The 23396-nt window shown below is 58.3% G+C and carries 19 protein-coding genes and 1 pseudogene; 9 read left to right on the top strand and 11 right to left on the bottom strand.

The annotated features are described in order from the left end of the window. Nucleotides 1-82: 82 nt before the first annotated feature. Nucleotides 83-631, top strand: coding sequence for a GNAT family N-acetyltransferase (locus tag DXC18_RS07185; protein ID WP_117716796.1), 549 nt, complete (start codon nucleotides 83-85; stop codon nucleotides 629-631). Nucleotides 632-988: 357 nt separating this feature from the next. Here the strand turns inward: DXC18_RS07185 and DXC18_RS07180 are convergent. Both DXC18_RS07180 and DXC18_RS10455 read right to left on the bottom strand, forming a co-directional pair. After that, nucleotides 989-1312 (bottom strand): annotated as a pseudogene (locus DXC18_RS07180) (transcriptional regulator); the annotation flags it as partial. Nucleotides 1313-2581: 1269 nt separating this feature from the next. Next, nucleotides 2582-2749, bottom strand: coding sequence for a hypothetical protein (locus DXC18_RS10455; protein ID WP_157966984.1), 168 nt, complete (start codon nucleotides 2747-2749; stop codon nucleotides 2582-2584). Nucleotides 2750-3583: 834 nt separating this feature from the next. Between DXC18_RS10455 and DXC18_RS07170 the strand changes: the two genes are divergently transcribed. The 4 genes from DXC18_RS07170 to DXC18_RS07145 all read left to right on the top strand — a co-directional run bounded on the left by DXC18_RS07170 (nucleotide 3584) and on the right by DXC18_RS07145 (nucleotide 9190). Then, nucleotides 3584-4870, top strand: coding sequence for an MFS transporter (locus DXC18_RS07170; RefSeq protein WP_117716795.1), 1287 nt, complete (start codon nucleotides 3584-3586; stop codon nucleotides 4868-4870). A 260-nt stretch (nucleotides 4871-5130) separates the two neighbouring features. After that, nucleotides 5131-6600: a ribosomal protection-like ABC-F family protein gene (gene abc-f, locus DXC18_RS07165; protein WP_117716794.1), complete on the top strand. Its 1470-nt coding sequence runs from the start codon at nucleotides 5131-5133 to the stop codon at nucleotides 6598-6600. 674 nt (nucleotides 6601-7274) lie between these two features. Next, the gene (locus DXC18_RS07155) at nucleotides 7275-8237 is read left to right on the top strand and encodes an Abi family protein (protein WP_117628874.1); all 963 of its coding nucleotides are present in this window, start codon (nucleotides 7275-7277) and stop codon (nucleotides 8235-8237) included. A 533-nt stretch (nucleotides 8238-8770) separates the two neighbouring features. Then, nucleotides 8771-9190: a YjdF family protein gene (locus DXC18_RS07145; protein ID WP_117716792.1), complete on the top strand. Its 420-nt coding sequence runs from the start codon at nucleotides 8771-8773 to the stop codon at nucleotides 9188-9190. A 208-nt stretch (nucleotides 9191-9398) separates the two neighbouring features. Here DXC18_RS07145 and DXC18_RS07140 read toward each other — a convergent pair whose 3' ends face one another. After that, nucleotides 9399-9848, bottom strand: a complete 450-nt coding sequence (locus DXC18_RS07140) for a hypothetical protein (protein WP_117716791.1) — start codon at nucleotides 9846-9848, stop codon at nucleotides 9399-9401. Between the two features lie 324 nt (nucleotides 9849-10172). Further along, the gene (gene guaA / locus DXC18_RS07135; RefSeq protein WP_035136929.1) at nucleotides 10173-11771 is read right to left on the bottom strand and encodes a glutamine-hydrolyzing GMP synthase; all 1599 of its coding nucleotides are present in this window, start codon (nucleotides 11769-11771) and stop codon (nucleotides 10173-10175) included. Between the two features lie 267 nt (nucleotides 11772-12038). Between guaA and DXC18_RS07130 the strand changes: the two genes are divergently transcribed. Beyond that, on the top strand, nucleotides 12039-13052 hold the full coding sequence (locus DXC18_RS07130) for an asparaginase (RefSeq protein WP_117583321.1): 1014 nt from the start codon (nucleotides 12039-12041) through the stop codon (nucleotides 13050-13052). Nucleotides 13053-13074: 22 nt separating this feature from the next. Here the strand turns inward: DXC18_RS07130 and DXC18_RS07125 are convergent, their stop codons facing one another. Next, nucleotides 13075-13293 carry a helix-turn-helix domain-containing protein gene (locus tag DXC18_RS07125; protein ID WP_035136926.1) on the bottom strand — a complete coding sequence of 73 codons (219 nt, stop codon included), beginning with the start codon at nucleotides 13291-13293 and terminating at the stop codon, nucleotides 13075-13077. Between the two features lie 76 nt (nucleotides 13294-13369). Here DXC18_RS07125 and DXC18_RS07120 point away from each other — a divergent pair, with 76 nt between their 5' ends. Then, nucleotides 13370-13759 carry a hypothetical protein gene (locus DXC18_RS07120; protein ID WP_117583322.1) on the top strand — a complete coding sequence of 130 codons (390 nt, stop codon included), beginning with the start codon at nucleotides 13370-13372 and terminating at the stop codon, nucleotides 13757-13759. Nucleotides 13760-13768: 9 nt separating this feature from the next. Here DXC18_RS07120 and DXC18_RS07115 read toward each other — a convergent pair whose 3' ends face one another. The 4 genes from DXC18_RS07115 to DXC18_RS07100 form a co-directional block, all read right to left on the bottom strand. Continuing rightward, on the bottom strand, nucleotides 13769-14152 hold the full coding sequence (locus tag DXC18_RS07115; protein WP_117716790.1) for a DUF1648 domain-containing protein: 384 nt from the start codon (nucleotides 14150-14152) through the stop codon (nucleotides 13769-13771). A gap of 11 nt (nucleotides 14153-14163) precedes the next feature. Beyond that, the gene (gene ychF / locus DXC18_RS07110) at nucleotides 14164-15240 is read right to left on the bottom strand and encodes a redox-regulated ATPase YchF (RefSeq protein ID WP_035136922.1); all 1077 of its coding nucleotides are present in this window, start codon (nucleotides 15238-15240) and stop codon (nucleotides 14164-14166) included. A 127-nt stretch (nucleotides 15241-15367) separates the two neighbouring features. Continuing rightward, on the bottom strand, nucleotides 15368-16711 hold the full coding sequence (locus DXC18_RS07105; protein WP_117716789.1) for a 6-phospho-alpha-glucosidase: 1344 nt from the start codon (nucleotides 16709-16711) through the stop codon (nucleotides 15368-15370). Between the two features lie 155 nt (nucleotides 16712-16866). Then, nucleotides 16867-18474, bottom strand: coding sequence for an alpha-glucoside-specific PTS transporter subunit IIBC (locus DXC18_RS07100; protein ID WP_255413460.1), 1608 nt, complete (start codon nucleotides 18472-18474; stop codon nucleotides 16867-16869). A 361-nt stretch (nucleotides 18475-18835) separates the two neighbouring features. Here DXC18_RS07100 and DXC18_RS07095 point away from each other — a divergent pair, with 361 nt between their 5' ends. Both DXC18_RS07095 and DXC18_RS07090 read left to right on the top strand, forming a co-directional pair. Next, complete coding sequence (locus DXC18_RS07095) at nucleotides 18836-19861, top strand: zinc-dependent alcohol dehydrogenase family protein (protein WP_117716787.1); 1026 nt, start codon at nucleotides 18836-18838, stop codon at nucleotides 19859-19861. Between the two features lie 65 nt (nucleotides 19862-19926). After that, a complete protein-coding gene (locus DXC18_RS07090) occupies nucleotides 19927-20682 on the top strand; it encodes a GntR family transcriptional regulator (RefSeq protein ID WP_117716786.1) in 756 nt (251 codons plus the stop codon). Nucleotides 20683-20814: 132 nt separating this feature from the next. Here the strand turns inward: DXC18_RS07090 and DXC18_RS07085 are convergent, their stop codons facing one another. After that, a complete protein-coding gene (locus DXC18_RS07085) occupies nucleotides 20815-22068 on the bottom strand; it encodes a 4Fe-4S binding protein (RefSeq protein ID WP_117716785.1) in 1254 nt (417 codons plus the stop codon). 150 nt (nucleotides 22069-22218) lie between these two features. Next, complete coding sequence (locus DXC18_RS07080; RefSeq protein ID WP_117716784.1) at nucleotides 22219-23286, bottom strand: glycerol dehydrogenase; 1068 nt, start codon at nucleotides 23284-23286, stop codon at nucleotides 22219-22221. Between the last annotated feature and the right edge of the window lie 110 nt (nucleotides 23287-23396).

Genomic DNA, 23396 nt, shown 5'->3' with positions numbered 1-23396 from the left:
CCAGTATCCCCTGTGCCGAGTTTAATCGTAGCGAATACAATGGGCACTGAGCATCAATCGAAAGTAGTCGATGGAGATGGATATGCAACTGGCAACCGAGCGGCTGATACTGCGCCCATGGGCCGAAACGGACGCAGAGGACCTGTACAGATACGCGAAGGACGACAGGGTGGGGCCGATTGCCGGCTGGCCGCCTCACTCGAGCGTTGACGACAGCGCCGAAATCATCCGCACCGTGTTTTCCGCGCCGGAGACGTACGCCGTTTGTCTGAAGGAAGACAACAGGGCCATTGGAAGCATAGGGTTGATGATCGGCGCGCGGTCCGACAAGGAAATCCCGGACACTGAGGGAGAAATAGGCTACTGGATCGGCGTCCCGTTCTGGGGCAAGGGGCTGATACCGAAGGCGGTTCGAGAGCTCGTCCGCCATGGTTTCGAGGACTTGAAACTGGACAAAATCTGGTGCGGATACTTCGACGGGAACGAGAAATCGAAACGCGTTCAGGAAAAATGCGGCTTTATTTGGCACCACACCCGTAAGGACGTCTGCTGTGAGCTGATGGACGACATCCGTACAGAACAGATCACTTGCCTGACGAGAAGTGATTGGCTGAGTCAGTCTAAAGCTTGATATGCAACATGGGTTCTGTGAGCAGCTCGCAAACCCCAGGTCGCAAGTCTTCGTCAGCGGTGAGCAAAGTGAGTGGTCTCAGGTGGCTTGCCTATGGGCTGGCGCGCAGGCTGGGGCTTCGCCATTGGAGCGATCGTTTCATGTACTTGCCTTTTCGCACAGCCCATGATTTAAAAATAATTGGTTTTCCGCAAGCAAGGCTTCCAAGTGCCAGGGACGTTTTCCCCGGCTTTTTCTTATCCAGTTGAGCGCACTTGCCGTCCAGGTCGTCAGATAACGAAGGCAAGCAGCATAGTCATTGGGATCGTTCTTAAATGACTAGTCGTTAAAGAACGTCCCCGACCACTAACTATCGCAAGTGACGAAATCGGGCAGGCGGATGCACGAGATAAAGTTGAAGTCGTCTTTCCTCGTGTAATCGATCTCGCCATCGGCGCGGTCTTGCCACCAGAAGCCCTCGAGCGGCGGCACGACGAAGTCGAAATAGCCTTCGATTTCCCGCAGGCCCTTCTTCGACATCTTTATGGTATAGGCAACGCCGTAGAGCAGCGGCAACGCGTTCTGCTACGCGCCGCCTTCGGCATTGGGATCGCCCTTGCCCCGCACGGCAACGTAGCTCATAGACGGAACGATCAGAATGCTCGGCTTGTCAGGCGGTTTGCCCGCGATGTTGTAGCGCACCGTAGACGCTGATGGAGATGGCTGCGCGCAGGCACGAGTGCGCCGCCGCACCTCATGGCCTGTTTCTCGGGTATTTGGGGCGCGCGGCGTTCAAAATGCGGAGCGACTCCGCACGGCTCGAGACTGAGCCGAGGTGCTCTACTTCTCGCCCTCCAGCAGCCCCACGATGCGGTCGATGTCGACGGCAAAGCGAGGCCTTCCCTCGCGCTCGTAGCGATCGAGGTATGCCTGGCACTCGGAGACAATGCGCTTGGTATTGCCGTCGATGATGTGCTGGAGTGTCTCGTAGTAGGCCGAGCCCTAGGTCCTGAAGCGGCGCTGCCCCTACAGGTGAGCGATACTCTACGCCTTGCGGCACCCCGTCGCCCACGGAGGTTAAACGTACACGTAAGCCGTACTCTGAAAGCCGCGGCTTCCGGCAAGTAGTTTTTACCACGAAAACTCGCCTTAGATGCGCGTAGCTCTCGAAATAACACTCGCCGAGCCGTTACTTAACCGCCGACCTCGCTTGATGCAGAGGGCATTGGGGCAACGATAATGCGGATAAGTGCCGTGGATTCAAGTGGGCCTCGTGCCGTCCTTTCTGCGTTCAAGCGCCCGTCTTCATTGCCTGAACTAAATTCCCCAAATAGAGCGTTATGGAGCGCATCGCGGCGTTACATGAAGAAGCCCCAGATAGCCAATTCTACCTGGGGCTTCATTGCTATTCACTACCTTTTGTGACGTGCCGTTTTAGACCCTCGGCTACTCCCACTCGATGGCGTCGGTTCTGCCGTCCCGTCATTCCAGTTACACCCAGTTTTCGGCATCGACACGGAACGCGTGCCGCCGAATGACGCGATGTCGCGTTTCGTCGGCTTCGGGGACAAAAGTTGGGACAACCTCAAAAAACTTTTTTCAAACTCAGGGCTTTGAGTTTTTATTTTTGTCCCAAGGGGCACGGAGAGCCGCCTTTGGAGGCTCGATATCGCCGAAAACGCCCGTTTTGAAACTCAACCGCCTTTGAGCCTGCAAGCCACCAGCTTCAACAGTAAGTGAGTCGACGCGGGTGGCTTACGAGCCGTTCACAAAACCGCAGGCCACAGGTCTTTGTCAACGATAAGCAAAGTGAATAGTCTCAGGTGGCTTGCCCATGAGTTGGCGTAAGCCTGTTTAGCAAAAGGCTAATCGGACACGACAGGCCGCCCGCATGGCGACGGCGTTTCCCGTGCGGGCACAAACAGCCCTGCGTGCCCTGTCGCGCGATATCCCAATGCGACGTTCAGAACCCTACCCGCCAAGCAGCCACCTCGCGAAATTCAGCACGAGCACGCCCTCCCGGGTATGGGGCTCATGCCTCGTGCGAGTGATGAGAATCTTCGGGAATGCATCCCCGATGGATAGAATCGGCGCAATCTCCCTCTCGAGCGTCGAATCGGCGCCGATATCGTCGCTCACATACACTCTCCTTCCCGGTTTCGAAACCTGGAAGGCAGTATGCGCAAGGATGCGTCGAGGTGCGATCCCAGTCGTACCATGCCAGCAGAGATGTCGAGGCACATTCGTTCATGCTGCAATGCGGGCATCGGAGATGAAAAAAAGCCCGTCGGGTAGTCATGGGCGTGCGGGAGCCCGCATCAGTAACCTGCCTCCTCGGTTGTCCCTTCTTTGCATGGTCGTCTACATAAAGGAGGAACCAGCCATGCAGATCAGCATGCTTGCCCTTCTTGGGTCACGGACCGGGGAGGCGAGGGCCTCCGTCGGGACCGCCCCGAGCAACCGGCATATCCAAGGAATGACAAGGCTCGATCGCTGTGCTGGTCAGGATGCCGAAGCGGGCCGTCCGCCAATCGGAATGCGGGTCAGGATGCTGCAACGTGATTCCAGCTGCAGGATACGGCTCCTTTGCGGTTGCCGCAAAACCTGCTGGCAACATTCTTACTATCCGAATGATGTACGCATCCCTTGGGATCGTTTCGCCTGACCAGGGCCATCTTCAGCGCCTCATCGGCCAGCTCGGCAGGCGCCTCTTCCACGCGTAATAGCCCTGGCGGGTCACCTACGCAACCAAAGATACAAAAGGGATCGAATGGCCAGAAAGGATTGTCCTTGCCGACAGGCAATCCTTGACAAACGAGCTTCAGCCTCCTTAAAATTGCGTGGTTTGCCGAACTGAGTCAGCGAAGGAGGGGTGTCGTGGTTGGTCTTTTCCGCACGTGGATGAGCGCCTAAAAAGCGGCGCTGTTATGGCGTCGCGCTGTTTTGCACGCCATTCCACGATTGGACATAACCATGATGTTTGAAACCTCTCGGCGCAGGTCTGTTTCGCTGTGCCATTCATGGCAATTTAAGATTTGTTTCGTATGGGGCGGGGAGCTCGTGTCGACATTGACGAGCTCGATTCTCCAAATGGGTCTCATTTGGCATATCGCCCTCACGACAGGATCATCTTCCCTCCTCTCCCTGGCATCGTTAGCAGGCTTTCTGCCGATTGCTTTGTTCGGAGTCCTTGCGGGCGCCGTTGTCGACAGACTGCCTTTGAAACGTGTTCTCATCGGCGCCGACCTCTTCGTTGCCGCGGTGGGCGCCGCCTTGGCGATTGCCTCGTTGGCCGGCAGCTTACCTGCGTGGTCAATACTCATCGCCCTGTTTCTCCGCGCAGCTGGCACTTCGTTCTACACGCCGGCCTCCCAATCCCTCACGCCCCATCTCGCCCCGCCAGAGCATCTCGTTCGCCTATCGGGAGTGATGCAAGCGATTCAGTCCGCCGGATACATTCTTGGCGCCGCGCTCGCGGCAGTGATTTATCCTGTGGCGGGCATTACCGCCATGATTGCCCTCGACGTGCTGGGGGCGCTTTTCGCTTCTCTAGCTGTCCTCGCCGCTCAGATTGACGCAGGAGGACTCGACGAAGCCGACCGCAGCTCGTCCTTTTCCAATAAAGTTCGAGAACTTTTCTCTGAGATTTCGGACGGCTACAAGCTGATCAGGGGATACAGGGGGCTGTTCGCCATTCTTTGGTGCGGGTTCGTCTTCGCTTTCGCGTTCTCCCCACTCGCGGCATTGTTCCCAATAATGACCTTGGGACATTTTGGCGGTAGCACGGGGGATGCTGCTTTGGTGGAGGTCCTTTTCTCCGCAGGCATGCTGGCTGGGTCCGGCATTTTGGCGGCCACGGGAGGGTTCCGCAATAGGTCGCTCACCATGGTCGCCGCAATCGCCGGCTTCGGCGTCGTCGCAATCGCATCCGGATTGCTCGGCCCGTCGCTGTTCGCCTCTTTCCTACCGGCGAGCTTTCTTATGGGCGCATGCTCCCCGCTGTACGCGGGAACCCAGACTGCCCTTATGCAGGAGCAGATACCTCCTGAGTACCTAGGCCGCGTTTTTGGTCTCTATGGAACCATTATGGCGTGGGCCATGCCCATGGGCCTCGCAGCCCCCTCCGTTTTTGCGCACCTGCTCGGAGCTCCGTTGTGGTCCGTCGGTTCTGGAGCGACCATGACACTGCTTGCGTTGGCGATGCTTCTCGCTCCAAGCGTCCGAAACGTGGGGAAAAAAGATTCCGGGCAGATTCAATAGCCCAAGCATTCGAAAAAAGAGGCGGCAGCCATCGGTTCGCGCGTCAGCCTTCAAGCCCTTGCGACGACGAGGTATTGCGCCGACATCCCACATCGCGCTCCTTATTCGCCGCCAACTATCATTTTCGGATTTGCCGGCTTGCGCAAGGCCAAAACGCTCACGCCGGCAATCGGGCAAAGGCGAAAAATCGACGTGAACGATTCTTTATTGGCATGGCTGCGCTTCCAGAAAACGACAATACACAAAAGGTGGTTCAACTTATGGAACTCATAGTCAAAGCTAAAGACATCTTTTTGGAATATGCCGGCCGCGATATTCTGGACATCGAAGAATTGGAAATCTACCCCTACGATCGCATCGGCTTGGTAGGAGACAACGGTGCAGGCAAAACCAGCCTGCTAAAAATCCTGAGCGGCAATCTAACCATTGCGGACGCCGACGTCAGGCGCTTCGGCAGCATTGCCCTCATCGGCCAGCTCGACGAACTCGACCTTGATGCGGCTCAGGACAACGGCGAGATGCTCTCCCGTCTCAACGTCGCCGAAGTGGCGCAGGAGACGATGAGCGGCGGGGAGGAAACACGCGCCAAGATTGCCTCTGCGCTCTCCCAGCATGCAAGCGCGATCTTCGCCGACGAGCCTACGAGCCACCTCGACCAAGACGGCATCCGCCTTCTCGTCGGACAGCTCAAGGCATTTGATGGGGCCCTGCTCATCGTGAGCCATGACCGTCATTTTCTCGACCAGGTGGTAGACAAGATCTGGGAGCTCAAAGACGGCGGTATTTCCGAATTCTGGGGTGACTACTCCGACTATCTGCGACAGAAAGAAGAAGAGCGCAAAGCTCAGGCGACTCGATACGAAGAGGCGATGCGCGAGCGCGATCGCCTCGAAGCCGCCATCGAAAAACAGCGGAAAAAAGCACGGCAGGTCGACGCCAAGCGGAAGGGTGCGAAAAAAAGCAACGAGTATGCAGGTCGCTTGGGGCATCAGAAAACAACCGGCACCAAGCAGAAGAAAATGCATCAGGCAGCTAAGAACATGGAGAAGCGCCTCGAAGCGCTCGAAGGGATCGAGGCCCCAGATAGCATTCGCGCCGTGCGCTTCCGCCAGAGCAAGGCCCTGGAACTGCACAGCAAATTTCCCATCTCGGCAGATGATTTCAGCTTGAGCTTCGGCAACTGCGTGCTCTATGACCACGCGAAATTCGAGATACCGCTCGGTGCCAAAGTGGCCATCACCGGTGGCAACGGCACAGGAAAGACCAGCCTGCTGAAGGCAATCGTTCGACGCGCCGACGGTATCAACATCTCTCCCAAAGCAGAGATCGGCTACTTCGAACAGACAGGTTACAAGTTCGACGCCTGCCAGTCTGTGATCTCGTTCATGCAGAATGGTTGCGAGTACAGCATGACCGAAATTCGAGGCATCCTCGCCTCTATGGGAATCGGACCGCGCGACCTGACAAAGGACGTTGGCGTTCTCTCGGGAGGCGAAGTCATCAAGCTGCTACTCGCGAAGATGCTGCTGGGCAGATACAACATCTTGCTCATGGACGAGCCTGGAAATTACCTGGACATCAAGAGCGCCGAAGCCCTCGAGCAGATGATGAGCGCCTATGCCGGAACGATAGTGTTCGTCTCCCACGATAAGAGGCTGGTCGAGAACGTCGCAGACATTGTCTACGAAATAAAGGACACCAAGCTAGTCAAAATCTTTCAGCGCGAATAGCCCTAAATGAGCAGGAAATAATCCCCGAACGGAGACAAGGGAGTAAAACGGCAAAGAAAGAGCCTCCGTCCCAACGCAGGGAACGGAGGCTCTTTAATCGCTTTTACTCATCTCCGTCGCTGGTGGCTTTGTCATGACTCTCGTACGAAACGAAACTCAGCGGCATAGTGCGGCACTCAAAATCGCAGGTCAGAACCCTGTCGTCCTACTCCCACTCGATGGCTTTGGTTCTGTCGTCCCGTCATTCCAGTTGCATCCAGTTTTCGGCATCGACATGGAACGCGTGCCGCCGAATGCCGCGATGTCGCGTTTCGTCGGCTTCGGGGACAAAAGTTGGGACAACCTCAAAAACTTTTTCCAAACTCAGGGCATTGAGTTTTTGTTTTTGTCCCAAAGGAGCTTCCGGCCGTGATTCGGGTGCCCGATTGGGCGGAATCGCCCGTTTCTGAAACTCAACCGCAGCATCACGCGCAAGCCACTCGCAACAACTGCAAATGATTGGTCGCGGGCGGCTTCCAACGCGATTCCAAAGCCGCAGGTCAGGCGACTGCGCTGCTGACAGGGAAAGGGAGTCGTATCAGGCGGCTTGCCCATGAGTCGACGATGAGGCCTCCATCGAATGTCGAGAACATGCTGGTAAAATAGGCAATACTTTTTATGACAGGAGACCGAGCATGGCCGAACCCCACGATAGGAAGCCGATCCTCACGATCGAGCAGCAGATAGAGCACCTCAAGCAGAAGGGCGTAGCCTTCGAGCTGTGTTCCGAGGAAGAGGCCGCGGACTACCTGCGCGACAAGTGCAACTTCTTCAAGCTCGCATCCTACCGCAAACTCTTCTCGAAATACGAGGGAGGCCCGCGCGACGGCCGCTACGTAGACCTCGACTTCGGCCAGCTGCGCCTGCTCGCGGCGCTCGACCAGGAGCTGCGCCACGCCCTGCTCGGCATGACGCTCGACATCGAGCATTTCCAGAAGGTGACACTGCTTCGCGAGATGGAGGACCGCGGAGAGGACGGCTACGCCATCGTGGCCGACTACATGGCATCGCTTACCACTGCAAACAGGGAGTACCGCCTGCGCGAGCTCAAGATGAGCGGCCGCAGCCCCTACAGCTCGAGCCTCTACGCGAAGTACTCCGGCGACATGCCTGCCTGGGCCTTCCTTGAGCTCACCTCGTTCGGCACCCTCATCGACTTCGTGCGCTTCTGCGCCAGGCGATGGGGCGACAGGCGCCTCGAGGCCTCCCACTACGACCTCAAGCGCGTGAAGTCCGTCCGCAACTGCGCCGCGCACGGCTCGTGCCTGATCAACTGCTTCGCCGAGAGGGGCGCCGCCCGGGGCTCGGCGTCCAGCGGCGTCTCCCGAAGGGTCGCCGCCGTGGGAATTCCTAAGGCGACCAGGAGGAAGTGGATGGGGAACACGGCCATGCAGGAGGTCGCGACCGTGCTCGTGGCGCACTCCGGCTTGGTACCCGAGGGCTCCTCGCGCTCGCGCGCCGCATCCGAGCTCGCCGGGATGTTCGCCAGGGCCGACGGCGAAACCGAGGCGCTGCCCGACAAGGGGCCCGACGCCGCAGCTCGCTCCGCGCTCGAGTTCCTTCGCAGGTTGACAGAATCGCTCGGGTTGGTAGAATAGCCTGCAGATAGCAAAACCTTCACGGTTTTAGGGGCGGACTTGCGCAAGCGACTCTGCCCTATTTTTATATTCACTCGCTATAGGAGACGGGTGATACCTGGGTCAATGACAGAACTGAGAGGCCCGGAATAATGGAGCCAGTTAGAAACCCTCGGGTTTGCGGGGCGGGATCGTGAGAGCGGTTCTGCCCTATTTTTTTCCTCCGTCTGCCCCAAACCAAGTAGTTCGAAGATAGCCTGTAGGTGTCCTCATGGGTGCCTATTATTTTTCAGGGAATCAGACGCCCGTTCATGAACGCGGCCATCGGCCGCTTCATGAACGGGCGACCGGCTTGACCTGGATCGAACCGCCTTCATCCCCGTCTAGGCGCCGGCAATCAACACCGTAAATCCGCGCGTGCTACAATGCGGGCACCAGAGATGAAAACACAGTCCCCGTCGGGTAGTCGTGGGCGTGCGGGAGTCCGCATCAGTAACCTGCTTCCTTGGTTGTCCCTTCTCTGCATGGTCATCTACATAAAGGAGGAACCAGCCATGCAGATCAGCGCGTCGCCCACCCTGACCGTATATCACGACGGCCAATTCTGGGTCGGGCTGGCGGAGCATGTCGAGGACGGCAGATACGGCGTCGCCCGCATCGTCTTCGGCACAGAGCCGTCCAACGAGGAAATCCTGCAATTCATTACAAGCAAATGGGCGAAGCTCACGTTCTTCGGCGACGAGGCCACGGAAACAAGCAAGCCCGCGAAGAATCCCAAGCGACGCGCTCGCGAGGCAGCGAAAGCCCTTAAGCGGCCCGCGGTGAGCACCAAGGCACAACAGGCGCTCGCAGCACAGCGGGAAGCGATGAAGCAGGAGTCGGCTCAAGCAAGAAGCCAGCGTCGCGCGGATGAGGCGGAGGCGCGCTTCGAGCAGCGAAAGCTGAAGCGCAAGCAGAAGCATCGTGGGCATTGATCGCCATGTGCAGCAAGGCAAACCATATACAGCAGTGGGGCCAGTTCCACTTGAAGCCGACGCCGCGTAGACGCTGATGGTGATGGCTATGCACGGGTACGGGCGCGCCGCCGCACTTCACAGCTTGTTTCTCACGTATTTGGGGTGCACACGCGGCGTTCAAAAATGCGGAGCGACTCCGCATGGCTCGAGACTGAGCCGAGGTGCCCTACTTCTCGCCCTCCAGCAGCCCCACGATACGGTCGATGTCGACGGCGAAGCGGGGCCTTCCCTCGCGCTCATAGAGGTCGAGGTACGCCTGACACTCGAAGACGATGCGCTTGGTGTTGCCGTCGATGATGCGCTGGAGTGTCTCGTAGTAGGCCGAGCCCTCGGTCCTGAAGCGGCGCTGGTAGGCCTTGGTTATGGGGAACATCTTGATGTAGTGGATGCCGTGGCGGCAGCCGGGGCGCGTCGTGGGACGGGGTGGCAGCGCAAAGTACTGGTCTTTGGGCACGTTAGGGGCGATGTTGAAACGCAGCGGCACGGCGAAGTCCCTGCGCTTTCCGCGGAAACGCAGCCTCACCACCACGATGCAGGGACGATTGTGCTTAAGCATGAGCTCGCGGTCGCCTTCGATGAAGCCGAAGAAATCCTGGGAGATGGATACGATCTTCATCGGTTGCGCCCCCTCATACGAAGCGGGGCCCGCATCGCTGCAGGCCCCTACAGGTGGGCGATATTCTACGCCTTGCGGCACCCCGTCGCCCACGGAGGTTAAACGTACACGTAAGCCGTACTCTGAAAGCCGCGGCTTCCGGCAAGTAGTTTGTGCCACGAAAGGTCGCTTTCAACGCGCATAGCTCGCAAAATAACACTCGCTGGGCCGTCACCCCTGGCCGTTACCCTCCAATCTTCATTGGAGTCAGCAGGTCAATTCATATAGTTATGGGGGTGTATCCTAAAGGAAATCAAATTAATACCCCCATAACTAAGGAATTTTCTATTCCCACTCGATGGTCGCGGGCGGCTTGGACGTAATGTCGTAGCAGACGCGGTTGGCGCCAGGGACCTCGGCAACGATGCGGCCGGAGATGCGAGCCAGGACGTCGTAGGGCAGCTTGGCCCAGTCGGCGGTCATGGCATCGCTGGACTCGACGGCACGCAGGATGATCGGGCGCTGGTAAGTGCGCTCGTCACCCATAACGCCGACGGACTTGATGTCGGGCAGGACCGCAAAGTACTGCCAGCAGCTGTGCTCGGAGTTGCGCTCGCCGGTCTGCTCAAACAGGCGCTGGTTGTAGGCGTCGAGCTCCTCGCGCACGATAGCGTCGGCATTCTTGAGGATCTCGAGCTTCTCCTTGTCGACCGCACCGATGATGCGGATGGCCAGACCCGGGCCCGGGAAAGGCTGGCGGAACACGATGTGACCCGGCAGGCCCAGCGCCAGACCAAGCGCGCGGACCTCGTCCTTAAAGAAGTGGTCGAGCGGCTCAATGAGGTCGAAGTGCACGCCCTCGGGGAACGGGATCAGGTTGTGATGGCTCTTGATGGTGGCCGTCTTGCCGCCCGTCTTGCGAGCGCCGGACTCGATGATGTCGGGGTAGATGGTGCCCTGAGCCAGGTACTTCACGGGTTTACCATCGGTCTCAAGCTGCTGAGCAACCGCGAAGAACTCTTTCCAGAACTGCGTACCGATGATGCGGCGCTTCTCCTCGGGCTCGGTCACGCCGGCCAGAAGCTCGGCATAACGGTCCTCGGCGTGGACGTGGATAAAGTCGACGTCAAACTGCTTGGTGAAGACCTCCTCCACCTGCTCGGGCTCGCCCTTGCGCAGCAGACCGTGGTTGATGAACACGCAGGTCATCTGCTTGCCTACGGCGCGGGCGCCCAGCGCAGCCACGACGGAGGAGTCGACGCCGCCGGACAGGGCCAGAATCACGCGGTCGTCGCCGACCTTCTCGCGGAACTCGGCCGTCATGGTCTCGACCAGGTTGTCCATGCTCCAGTTGGGCTCCAGGCCGCAGATCTCAAACAGGAAGTTGCTCAGCAGCTGCTGACCGTACTCGGAATGCTTGACCTCGGGGTGGAACTGCGTGGTGAAGATCTTGCGCTCGACGCACTCCATGGCGGCAACCGGGCACACGTCGGTGCTGGCGGTAACGGTAAAGCCCTCGGGCACCTCGGAGACGGCATCGCGGTGGCTCATCCACACGGTCTGCTCCATGGGCGTGGAGTTAAAGAGCTTGGCGCCTGCCGTGCGCGTGATGGTGGCGCGGCCATACTCGCCCACCTCGGAGTGGCCGACCTTGCCACCGAGCGTCACGGCCGTGATCTGATGACCGTAGCAGAAGCCCAGGACGGGAAGGCCCAGGTCAAAGATGGCGGGGTCGATGGACGGAGCGTCCTCGGCATACACAGAAGCCGGGCCGCCGGAAAGGATGAGCGCAGAGGCGTTCATCTCGCGAATCTCGTCGGCCGAGATGTCGCAGGGAACGATCTCGGAATACACGTTGAGGTCGCGGACGCGACGGGCAATGAGCTGACCGTACTGCGCACCAAAGTCGAGTACGAGGACCTTTGCGGAAGCCTTTTGATCCATGGTTTCCCCCTCTTGTTGGCGGGGAGCCGATGCTCACCCGCGTGAATGAACGAAATAGCTTTCATAGTGTACACGTTATATGGGGTTTCTCGTCCCTCGCAACCATCAGCGCACGGCAAACGCACGACCTGGACCCCTATTTGACGGCAATTGAAGTGTTACCAAACGTTACGGATGATGTAATACGTTTGAACATTGGACGCCCTGTGCCACAATACTGCCGAACGACTCCGCCCTCGCGGCGGCAAATACGATAGGAATACCAGCATGAAGCGCATCCTTCTCATCGCCACGGGCGGCACCATCGCATCGACCGAGGACGGCAACGGCCTCTCCCCCGCCCTGACCGGTGAGGAACTCGCCCAGAGCGTCCCCGAGATCTCGGGCCTCTGCGAGCTCGACGTCGTGCAGCCCATGAACATCGACAGCACCAATATGCGCCCGAGCGACTGGATGCGTATCCGCGACGTCATCGTCGAGGGTTACGCCGACCACGACGGCTTCGTGATTCTGCACGGCACCGACACCATGAGCTACACCGCGGCGGCGCTTTCCTACCTGATTCAGGACAGCCCCAAGCCCATCGTGCTCACCGGCTCGCAAAAGCCCATGGGCAACCCCTTTACCGATGCCAAGCTCAATCTGTACCAGAGCCTGCTCTATGCGCTCGACGAGCATTCGCACGATGTCTCGATCGTGTTTGGCGGCGTGGCAATTGCCGGCACGCGCGCCCGCAAGCAGCGCACCATGAGCTTTAACGCGTTCATTAGTGTCAACTATCCGCCCATTGCCTACATCCGCAACGACCGCATCGTGCGCAACGGGATTCACGGCACTCACCAGAATGAGTGCCCGGTTCGTTTCTACGACAGTATCGACCCGCGTGTGTTTGTCCTTAAGCTCACGCCCGGCGTGAACCCGGGTATCCTGGACGCCCTTGCCGATAGCTACGATGCTGTAATCCTGGAGACCTTTGGCATTGGCGGCATCCCCGAGTTTGGTGAGTCGGGCGAGTCGTTCCAAGAGACAATTTTCCGCTGGGTCGATTCGGGCCGCACTGTCGTTATGACCACGCAGGTCCCCGAAGAGGGCCTTGACCTGGGTGTTTATGAGGTCGGCCGCGCTTACGCCGATCATTCGGGTATTTTGCGCGGCGACGACATGACCACCGAGACGCTCGTAGCCAAAACCATGTGGGCACTCGGCCAGTCACGCGATGCCGCCGAGATCCAGCGCCTGTTCTACAGCCAAGTCAACCACGACCGCATCCCGATGGCGTAATTCAGTTGTCGACGGGTATCCCCTATTCGATCCCCTCGAGAAGCTCTGACACCGTCATGCCGAGTGCGGGCGCGATCTTAAATAGAACCTTGAGCGTGAAATTTGCCGTCCCATCTTCGATTCGGTCGAGGTAGGGTCGGCTGATTCCTGTCGCCACACAAAAATCAACCTTGGAGATACCAAGGTCCCTGCGTGTCTCTTCGACCCGCCTGCCAAGAATCTGTTTAGCACGTTCGTCCATGCAGACGAGTTTGAAATGGAGCCGAACATAAACGTAAACTATAGTTTACGTTTTGCCGAATACACAGGAGTTTTCTATGTCGGGTTCTTCGGTCCGCACGTACCGAGCCACGCTTCGCACAAACAGCGCACCGCCCAAGCTCGTCGTCGTTGAAGCAGAATGTCTTTCGCCCGATGAGCGCACAGCATTTGCATTGCTATCAAGTCGCGTCGCCGCCGTTCTGGTCCCTTGCCCGGCGCAAGGCGAACTTGTCATCCAATGCCAAGCGCACAGCCGCTCGCTCAATCAGGCTGCCGTAATCGCAACCAGCCAACGCGGCCTGCCGCTCCTTTTAGAAGCCGGTATCGCACTCGCCCTCCGCGGTTCCGGATACGAAAACGAGGCCGCCGCCGATATGGTCTTTAAACCACGATCGAGCGGCGGCCTCGCAGCAGCCATTGAATATGCGTGCAGGCTCGTTGCCTAAAAGGACAAGCTAGAAACCAAAGCCAAAGCCTGTTCCGGTAATAGCCGAGTACATAAAGTAAACGTTAATCACGTTGAGGAACACACCCGTGATGCAACCGTTGCGCAGGTAGCGCTCGCACACGATGCGTGCCATGGCGGCGGAGTCATCGTTGTTTTTTGCCTGGCGTCCCGCCGTAAAGTACGTCGCCACGCTCAGCAGCAGATTGAGCACCGGCAACGCCAGCAACTCGTAGCTCTTGCCCCAGCGCGTCGCCTCGCCGGCAGCATTAAACTTTGTTGCCACCTCGGGACCAATGTTGGGGATAACACACGCTGCGACCACCAGCGGAATCACCGCAAGTACGAGCAGCGCAATACCCATGTAGCCAGCTTTTTTGCCATATTTAAACATATGCGTCGTCCTTACACGTTAAAGCGGAAGTGCACGACGTCGCCATCGGCCATAACATAGTCCTTGCCCTCAATACGCAGCTTGCCGGCAGCCTTGGCGCCCTGCTCGCCACCAAGCTCGATGTAGTCGTCGTAACCAATGACCTCGGCCTTAATAAAGCCGCGCTCAAAGTCGGTGTGGATGACGCCGGCGGCCTGCGGGGCGGTCGCGCCCTGACGCACCGTCCAGGCCTTGACCTCCATCTCGCCAGCCGTAAAGAACGACTGCAGGCCAAGCAGCTTGTAGGCGGCCTGCGCGAGCACGTCCAGACCTGGCTGCTCCAGGCCCAGGCTCTCCAGGTAGTCGGCTGCGTCCTCGGGATCGAGCTCGGAAAGCTCGGCCTCGATCTTGGCGCAGATGGGCAACGGCTTGACACCGTCGATGGGCGCCAGGTCGTCATTGAGCATATCCTCATCCACGTTGGCCACATACAGGATGGGCTTCATAGTGAGCAGGAACAGACCCTTGGCGGCGGCACGCTCCTCGTCGGTCATCTCCATGGATGCGGCGCGCTTGCCCTCGTTGAGCCAGGCAAGCAGACGCTTGGCGACCTCGAACTTGGGCATGAGCTCCTTGTCGCGCTTGGCCTCCTTCTCGAGCTTGGGCAGCTGCTTCTCGAGCGTGCCCATATCGGCCAGGATGAGCTCAGTCATGATGGTGTCGGCATCGCCGGCGGGATCGACGAACTCGCCCGTGCGGCCCACCTCACGCATAACGTTGGGATCCTTAAAGTAGCGCACGACCTCGCAGATGGCGTCGGTCTCGCGAATGTTGGCCAGGAACTGGTTGCCCAGACCCTCGCCCTCGTTGGCGCCCTTCACCAGACCTGCGATGTCGACGAACTCGACCGTAGCCGGCACAATGCGGCCCGGGTTGACGATATCGGCGAGCTTTTGCAGGCGGCTATCGGGCACATCGACGATACCCACGTTGGGGTCGATCGTGGCAAACGGGTAGTTGGCGGCAAGGCCGGTCTTTTTGGTAAGCGCGGTGAACAGCGTCGACTTGCCCACGTTGGGCAGGCCCACGATACCGATGGAAAGGGACACGACAGCTCCTTTTGGTACAGGTACTTTAAACTGCATAAGTATAGCGCCGCCGCAGCATCTGGGCGAACCCGGACGCCACGGCGGCGCAAATGAAGCAGAGATGAGTGAGAGTTCGAGACTGCAGTCCTTACTTAAGCTCGGGCCAGAAATCCTTGTTGGCCTCGATGAGCTCGTCCAGGATCTGCTTAGCAACGCTCGCCGAAGGGATGGTCTTGGAAAGCGTGAGCGCCTGCCAGAGCTTCTGGTAGCTGCCCTCGACCCAAGCCTGGACAACGAGCTTCTCGACGGAAACCTGCTGCTCCATCAGGCCCTTCTGGAACTGCGGAATCGGACCCTGGCAGATCTTCTCAAAGCCGTTGGAACCAACGATGCAAGGCACCTCGACCATGGCCGTCGGGTCGAAGTTGGGCACAGCGCCATCGTTGGGGACGATCAGCAGGAAGCGCTCGAGCGTGTTCTCGGCCAGCGCGCAGGCAAGGTCGACGATGTAGTTGGCGTGAACATCCGGCTCAAAGCCGCCGTCCTTGGCCGTACCCTTAGCGATGATGTCGCGGCAAGCGCCAAAGACCTTCTTCTCGCGGCCGTCCATAACCTCATTGGCGCGAGTGTAGTTAGGGTCAGACGTCTCGACGACATAGTCCGGGTACAGGTAATACTTGAGGTAGGTATTGGGAATCGTCTCGGGATCGACAGCATAGACATCCTTGGCCTTGCCGAAGGTGTGAATCCAGCTCTCCTCGACATGCTGCTCCTTACCGGCCTCGTGCTCGATGCCGTCCAGGTAGCCGTTCTTAGCCATGTGCTCCTTAATCTGCGGCATGAGGTCGTTGCCCTCCTTGTCGTAGATTTTGCTCCACCAACCAAAGTGGTTGAGGCCGTAGTAGCTATACTGCAGCTCGCGACGATCCTTGATGCCGCACATACGGCTCATCTTATCCATGAGGTCGATCGGCATGTCGCAGATGTTGATGATGCGGCTGTTGGGGCGCAGCACGCGACAGGCCTCGGCGACGATAGCTGCGGGGTTGGAGTAGTTGAGCATCCAGGCGTTGGGGCTGTACTTCTCCATGTAGTCGAGGATCTCGATGACGCCGCCGATGGAACGCATGCCGTAGGCGATGCCGCCGGCACCGCAGGTCTCCTGGCCAACGCAGCCGTACTTGAGAGGAATCTTCTCGTCGAGCTCGCGCATGGCGTACAGGCCAACGCGGATGTGAGCAAGGACGAAGTCGGTACCGGTGAAAGCCGTCTCGGGATCGGTGGTGTAGCTAAACTCAACCTCGGGAGCGTTTTCGTGGAAGTAAATCTCGCAGGCCTTGGCCACAATCTCCTGACGCTCGGCGTTGTTGTCGTAGAAGGTCACCTTGTTGACCGGAAAGCGGTCACGCTCCTCAAGCAGCATCAGGGCGATACCCGGAGTGAAGGTGGAGCCACCGCCGGCAATGGTCACGGCATAGTTTTTCTTGGACATGATGTCCTCCTCATTCTGGCCGCTTGCTCAATCCGTCCCCGCACGCGGCCTGCGCGGTTTGGAATTGTTACCTAGAAGTGGAGTTTTTTATCTCTAGAATGGGCCTTGCGGTGCATACCGGCTCTGCAAGGCCGATTGTTTCGATGGACGATGGTTTACAGAAGACTCTCGAACTTCAGAAGACTTTCGAACTTCTCGCGAACCTGCGGGACGGTAAGGCCGATGATGACCTGGATTGACTGGCCTTGGACCACCAAGCCATGCGTACCGATCGCCTTGAAGGAGGCCTCGGGTGCAACGGCGCCCTTGTCCTTGACGTTAACGCGCAGACGGGTGGCGCAGTTAGTTACGTCGATGACGTTATCCGTGCCACCGAGTAGATCGAGGATGTTCTCGGCAAGCACCAAGCGCTCATCATCTTTACTCTTGGCGACCGATTTGCTAGCAGCAGCACCGCCCTGCTTTTGCTTGTAGTCGGCCTTGGACTTGAGCTCGACCTCAACATCATCATCCTCGCGACCGGGGGTCTTAAAGTCGAACTTGACGATCAGGAAACGGAAGACCACGACCCAAAGGGCGGTAAAGCACAGACCGACAAGGATGGAGATGGCGTACTGCAGACCGTGTGCGGCCCAAAGGGGCAGCCAGTCCCACGAGAGCATCGAGATGATGCCGCCGTCAAAGATACCCACGACGCCAAGGAGGTTTTGAGCCATGCAGCCGAGCGCTCCGAGCACGCAGTGGACGACGAACAGGCCGGGCGCAATGAACAGGAAGGTGAAGTCAAGCGGCTCGGTAATACCGCAAAGCATAGCGGTAAGGGTGACCGGGATTAGCAGAGCCTTGACGCGCTGCTTGCGCTCGGGTTTGGCGGTCATATAAAACGCAATGGCGACGCCAAGCGAGCCGAAGACTTTAGTCCAACCAGGGCAGGTATAGGCAGCCCAGGGTGCGGCATCCTTAAGAGCAATGCTCGGATCGGCAGCCAATTGGGGCAGGATGTTGGCCCAAGCAGCAAAGATGCCGCCGTTGACCGCCGCGTTGTCGTAATAGAACGGCGTATAGATAAAGTGGTGCAGGCCCGTAGGAATCAGCACGCGCTCGAAGAACGCAAAGACGCCCACGCCAAACGTACCGGCGGAAAGGATGAATCCCTGGAAGGCGGCGATAGCAGCCTGAACATGCGGCCACACCAGGCAGGCGATAATAGCGACCGGAACCATAACGAAGAAACCGATCATATAGATGAACACGGAGCCCGAGAACACGCCCAGCCACTCAGGAAGTTCGGTGTCGAAGTACTTGTTGTGAAGCATCGTGGCGATACCAGAAATGATCAGCGCGCCCATGATGCCCATATCAAGCGTTTTGATGCTTGCGATAGTGGCAAGACCAGTACCGCTGCCCGCCTCGACAGAGTAGTCGACCCCAAAGACAGGGCCCCACTGCCCCAAGATTGTGCTTACAAAGTAGTTGAAGGTAAGGTAGATGGCCAAAGCCTCCATGCAGCAGCGAGCGTTCTGCTTGTTCGCGAGCGAGATTGGCAACGCTACGCAAAACAGCAACGGCATCTGGTTAAAGAGCGTCCAACCACCCTGGAGCAGCACATTCCAGCAATCAAACCAAAGATGGCCCGCAGTGGCCATCTCGCCAAAGATCGCCTCGGTGGTAAACAACGTACCCAGGCCGACGACGATTCCGGAAAATGCGAAAAGAATTGCAGGCGTGTACATTGCACCGCCGAAACGTTGTATCTTTTGCATCATGACGGGGAATCCCCCTCTCTTCATTCGGAGCGGCTGCGGTTTTGGCTTCACTCGAGACCGCAGACGCGCCGTTTGCGTGTACCTCGTGCAATAGGACGGGTGGGCCCGTGTCCCCGACTTCTTGCGCTTCTTTTTTTATCATATCACTTATCTAGACAAGTTAATACGGTTTCTATGTTCGGTCAGCGGTCGATAATTGACGGTGAACGGTTTATTTCAAATAATTTACCTGTTATTGCCTGTTTGTCGTAATTCTTTAAAACCAAAAAATTTATCAACTTGTCTAGATATGCTTGTATAAGGATGTTTACATACCTATACTTCGATACAACATTCACCGCCACGTTAAGGAGTCACCATGAAAAGTGCGGTCTTCTATGGAAAGCACGACCTCAGAGTCGAGGAATCGGCAAAGCCGGCCGTGGGCAGGCGCGACGTTCTGATCAACGTCAAAGCTTGCGGCGTCTGCGGTACCGACGTTCATATCTATGAAGGCGACAAGGGTGCAGCCGACGTTACCCCGCCCACGATCCTTGGTCATGAGTTTGCGGGCGTTGTCGAGGCCGTGGGCAGCGACGTCGCTGGCTTTAAACCGGGCGATCGCGTGTGCATCGACCCAAACCATCCCTGCGGCTGCTGCGAACCCTGCCGCGACGGAATCAACCACTACTGCGAGCATATGACCGGTTACGGCACCACCGTTAACGGCGGCTTTGCCGAGTACTGCTCCGTCGATATGCAGCAAGTCTACAAGTTGGGCGATCACACCAGCTTTGAGCAGGGTGCTATGACCGAGCCCGTCTCCTGCTGCCTGCACGGCATTGATATGTGCAACATCAAGCCCGGCAGCACAGTTGTCGTTATCGGCGGTGGCATGATCGGTCTGCTCATGATGCAGCTTGCCAAAAACGCCGGCGCCACCAAGGTCGTCTTGCTCGAGCCCGTCGAGGGCAAGCGCGAGGTTGCGCTCAAACTCGGCGCCGACCTGGCAATTGATTCCATCCACGAGGACGTCCCGGCCCGCCTGAAGCAGGAGGGCGTCGGCAACGTCGATGTCGTTATCGAGTGTGTTGGCAAGCCAGTCACCATCGAGCAGGCCATCCAGATCGCCGGCCACAAGGCTACGGTCATGATGTTCGGCCTCACCAAGCCCGATGAGACAATCACCGTCAAGCCCTTCGAGGTCTTCCAGAAGGAGCTTGTGCTTACCTCGTCCTACATCAACCCTTATACGCAGCGTCGCGCGCTCGAGCTCATCGACTCTGGCAGGCTCGACGTATCCTCGATGGTCGCCAAGGTGGCTTCCCTCGACGAACTCGGCGCCATCCTGTCAGACCCAGCTCTGCGTGCCATGGGTAAATATATAATCGACCCCAGCAAGTAAATCGATTGACACCTGCGCGGACGGCCCTCATCCGTCGTTCACGCACCCAGCTCTAGGAGACCGTCATGGCGCGAGCCATCTTCCAAACTATTTATGACAACGTGAAGCAGTCGATTGACGACGGCACATACGCCTATCAGAGTTATCTGCCTTCGGAGACTGAGCTCACGCAGCTGTTTGACTGTTCGCGCATGACGGTCCGTCGCGCCATCTCGATGCTTGCGGCAGATGGTTACGTGCTCCCCCAGCAAGGCAAAGGCATGCGCGTCATTCGCAACATCAGTGACGAGAAGAGTCGTGGTGGCGGCGGACTCGAGACCTTTAAGGAAATCGCGGTCAACCGAGGCTTTGAGCTCAAGACTGTCACCACCGTCTTTGAGCTCCTCATCTGCAGCAAGGCGCTCTCCAAGATTACTGGGTTTCCCGAAGGCTGTGAGCTCACACGCGCCAAACGCATCCGTTATGCAGACGGACAAGCCGTGTGCTCCGACGACTCCTATTACCTAAGCTCACAAGTACCGGGGCTGACACCCGAGATTGTCAACGACTCGATCTATCGTTACCTCGAAGAAGATCTTGGCATTAGGATTGCCACGGGCAAACGCGATGTAACGATCGAGCATCCCACGCCCGAGGATACGCGCGTGCTCGATCTCGACGACTTTAACGCACTCGCCGTTATACGCGGGCAGACCTACAACGCCGACGGCATCCTTATGGAATACACCGAGACCAAACAGGTCCCCGGGTTCTTTTTGCTCCATGAAACCGTGACGCGCAACGGTACCGGTCGAACCGGCCACCAAAGCAGCATGAACTAACCATTTATTAGTTGCGGTGGGATAGTTCCTAGAATGGCCAGCTTAAGGGCAAAACAGGAACTATTCCACCGCAACTTTTTTTGGCCGGCGGGGCAGTGTCTGTCCCACCGGCCATCATTTACGCTCTTTTAGCTAGTCCGCGAGCTTCTCCACCTGGTCGAGCATCTTGTCGAGCTTGGCCTTTGCCTCGGCCTTGACCTTCATCGCCTCTTCGTGGGCCTTGGCCTTCTGGGCAGCCTTTTCCTCGGCCTCGGGATCGACGACAACCAGATTGGAGGCGTCGTGCTCGACCAGCTTGAGCGCATGCTCGGGACAAACCTTGACACAGGCGCCACAGCCTAAACAATACGTGGACTCCAACGCAAAGCGGCCGCTTCCCACCAAATCGCAGGCGGACGTGGGGCACGCGTTAACGCACTCGCCACACGACGTGCACTTGTCAAAATCGCACTCCGGCGTGCTCACCTGCATGTTCTGGGCAAGCTCGGGATGGTTCTGCAGTGTCGAGAGCACCAGCTGCCGCCCGTGCGTGAGCGAACGGCGACGCTTGGTCGTCGTGGTGCCGCACATGGTGTTGAGCGTGCGCTCCAGCTGGGTAATCTGATGACGATGGGCTTTGAGCTTCTGCGTCACCGAGGCCAGCGCCGCCGTCGCCGGGTTGAGCTTGGTCACGGTAAGGCCCGTCGTGCGGGCGATCTTTTCCATGTACTCCTTGCGTTCGTACTCGCGAAGCTTATGGCACTTGAGGCTCTTGGGGTCGACCTCCAGGCCCATACCCGTGCCAGACCACTCCTCGGCCTTCGCAATCGCCTCGCCCAGAATGTCCTCACCACCGGTGTTGCGGCATTTATCGCACACGCCCAACGGCAGGTACACGCTCACGTTGGGATAGTCGGCCAGCACCGAGAACCAGGTCTCGGCCGTAATATCGCCCACGCAGGCAACGACGACCTCGTTTTCGCGCGGCATGCGCTTAAGGGCACGCGTGCAGGTAACGTAGGCAGTCTCGTGGCTCGTAGCAGCAGAGACGATATCGTCATACAGGTTTTTGGGCGCCAGGCGCGGCGAGATGATCGCCTCGGTCGGACAGGCAGCGGCGCACAGGCCGCACTTGCGACAGGAGTCGAGGATCTCAATGGCGTCTTCCTCGACCTCGATAGCGTTGACCGGGCACACGTCCATGCACGCGGTGCAGCCGCTCTTTTCGTTTTTGCAGGTCAGGCACGGAATGGTATTGCCGCGCGGGCGCTCCTTGTAGTCGGCAGGATTCCACTGCGGCGCTGACGGATCGAGTGCATCGGTCACACCGCCAAGCGGGTTTTTAAGAAAGTCGAAACCCTTACTGATCTCGATAATGTCATCAAACAGATCGTGTTCCTGCGCCATGCGCGGCCCCTCCCTGAGCAGTGCAAACAAGCAAGAGATAATGATACGCTATCGGCCCACGCCTCGGGCAAATTACACGCGGCGCATCTTTGCGGCAAATAGCCTATGCCCATCGCCGCCTCGATTGCACAAGGTCAATCAAGCGCCAAGCTATGCCTCGCACATGAGCTGCACGAGCTTCTGTTTGGTCACCTTGGTCTGCTCGTTGGCCATGTTGCGCTCGTTTCTAAAGACCGCATTTGCAACACCCTGCAAATCGGCATCGGAAATCTCACCAAGGCCCAGCTCCTCGAGCGTGGTCGGCAGACCGACGCGCTGGCAAAACTCGAGCACCTGATCAAGCTCGGGCGCACGCTCCAGGCGCAGCTGCACCACCAGGCCAAATGCCACGGCCTCGCCATGCATGGCCCTGCACTCGGGCAGAATCGTCAGACCGTTGGCGATGGCATGCGCCAACGCCAAGCCACCGCTCTCAAAGCCGACGCCCGAGAGCAGAATATTGCACTCGATCAGGCGCTCAACTGCCGGCGACGTACGGCCCTTTTTGAGATCGCGCTTGGCAGCGACGCCGCACTCCATGAGCGTGTCATAGCAGGCGCGAGCCGCGACCAGAGCCAAGTGCCCCGGCGCGCCACCGTGCTCGTTGGTGCCGTGCGCCGCGGCGCACGAACGCGCCTCGAAGTACGTTGCCAGTGCGTCGCCCATGCCAGCGACCGTCATACGCAGCGGGGCCGCCGCGACCACGTTGGTATCGACCACGACCAAATCTGGATTCTTCTCGAGCATCAGGTAGCGGTCGAACGACCCATCCTCGTGATACAGCACCGAAATCGCGCTGTATGGACCGTCCATCGAAGCCGCCGTGGGACATACGCACAACGGCAACTCGGCATAAAACGCAACGGCCTTGGCGATATCGAGCATCTTGCCGCCGCCAATACCCACCACCATGTCACAATACTCGGCCTGGGCTTCCTTAGCCATTTTTACAACGGCCTCTTCCGTACAAGGACCGTTATAGATCTTAAAGAACCGCTCGCTTAGATCGTCGTCCAGAAATCCATCGACAATCTGCTTGCACAACCGATCCTCGGTGCCCTGGTCAAACAAGACATAGGCGGCGCAGCCCAACCATGACAAATACCTGCCCTGACGCGAAAGTTCGCCCGGCCCCTGAACATACCGGCCGGGACCGCCATAAACCATGGGAAGCGCCATACGAGAATCCGCCCTTCATCAAACAACGGTTGGTGCAAAGTAACCTGACCCCTTTGCACCATAGCAAAAAGGGGCAAAGCCATCTGCCGGCTTTGCCCCTTCCTTAGCTT

Source organism: Collinsella sp. OM08-14AT (assembly GCF_003438115.1).
GTDB lineage: Bacteria > Actinomycetota > Coriobacteriia > Coriobacteriales > Coriobacteriaceae > Collinsella.
This window is presented reverse-complemented; position numbering and strand designations above follow the sequence as displayed.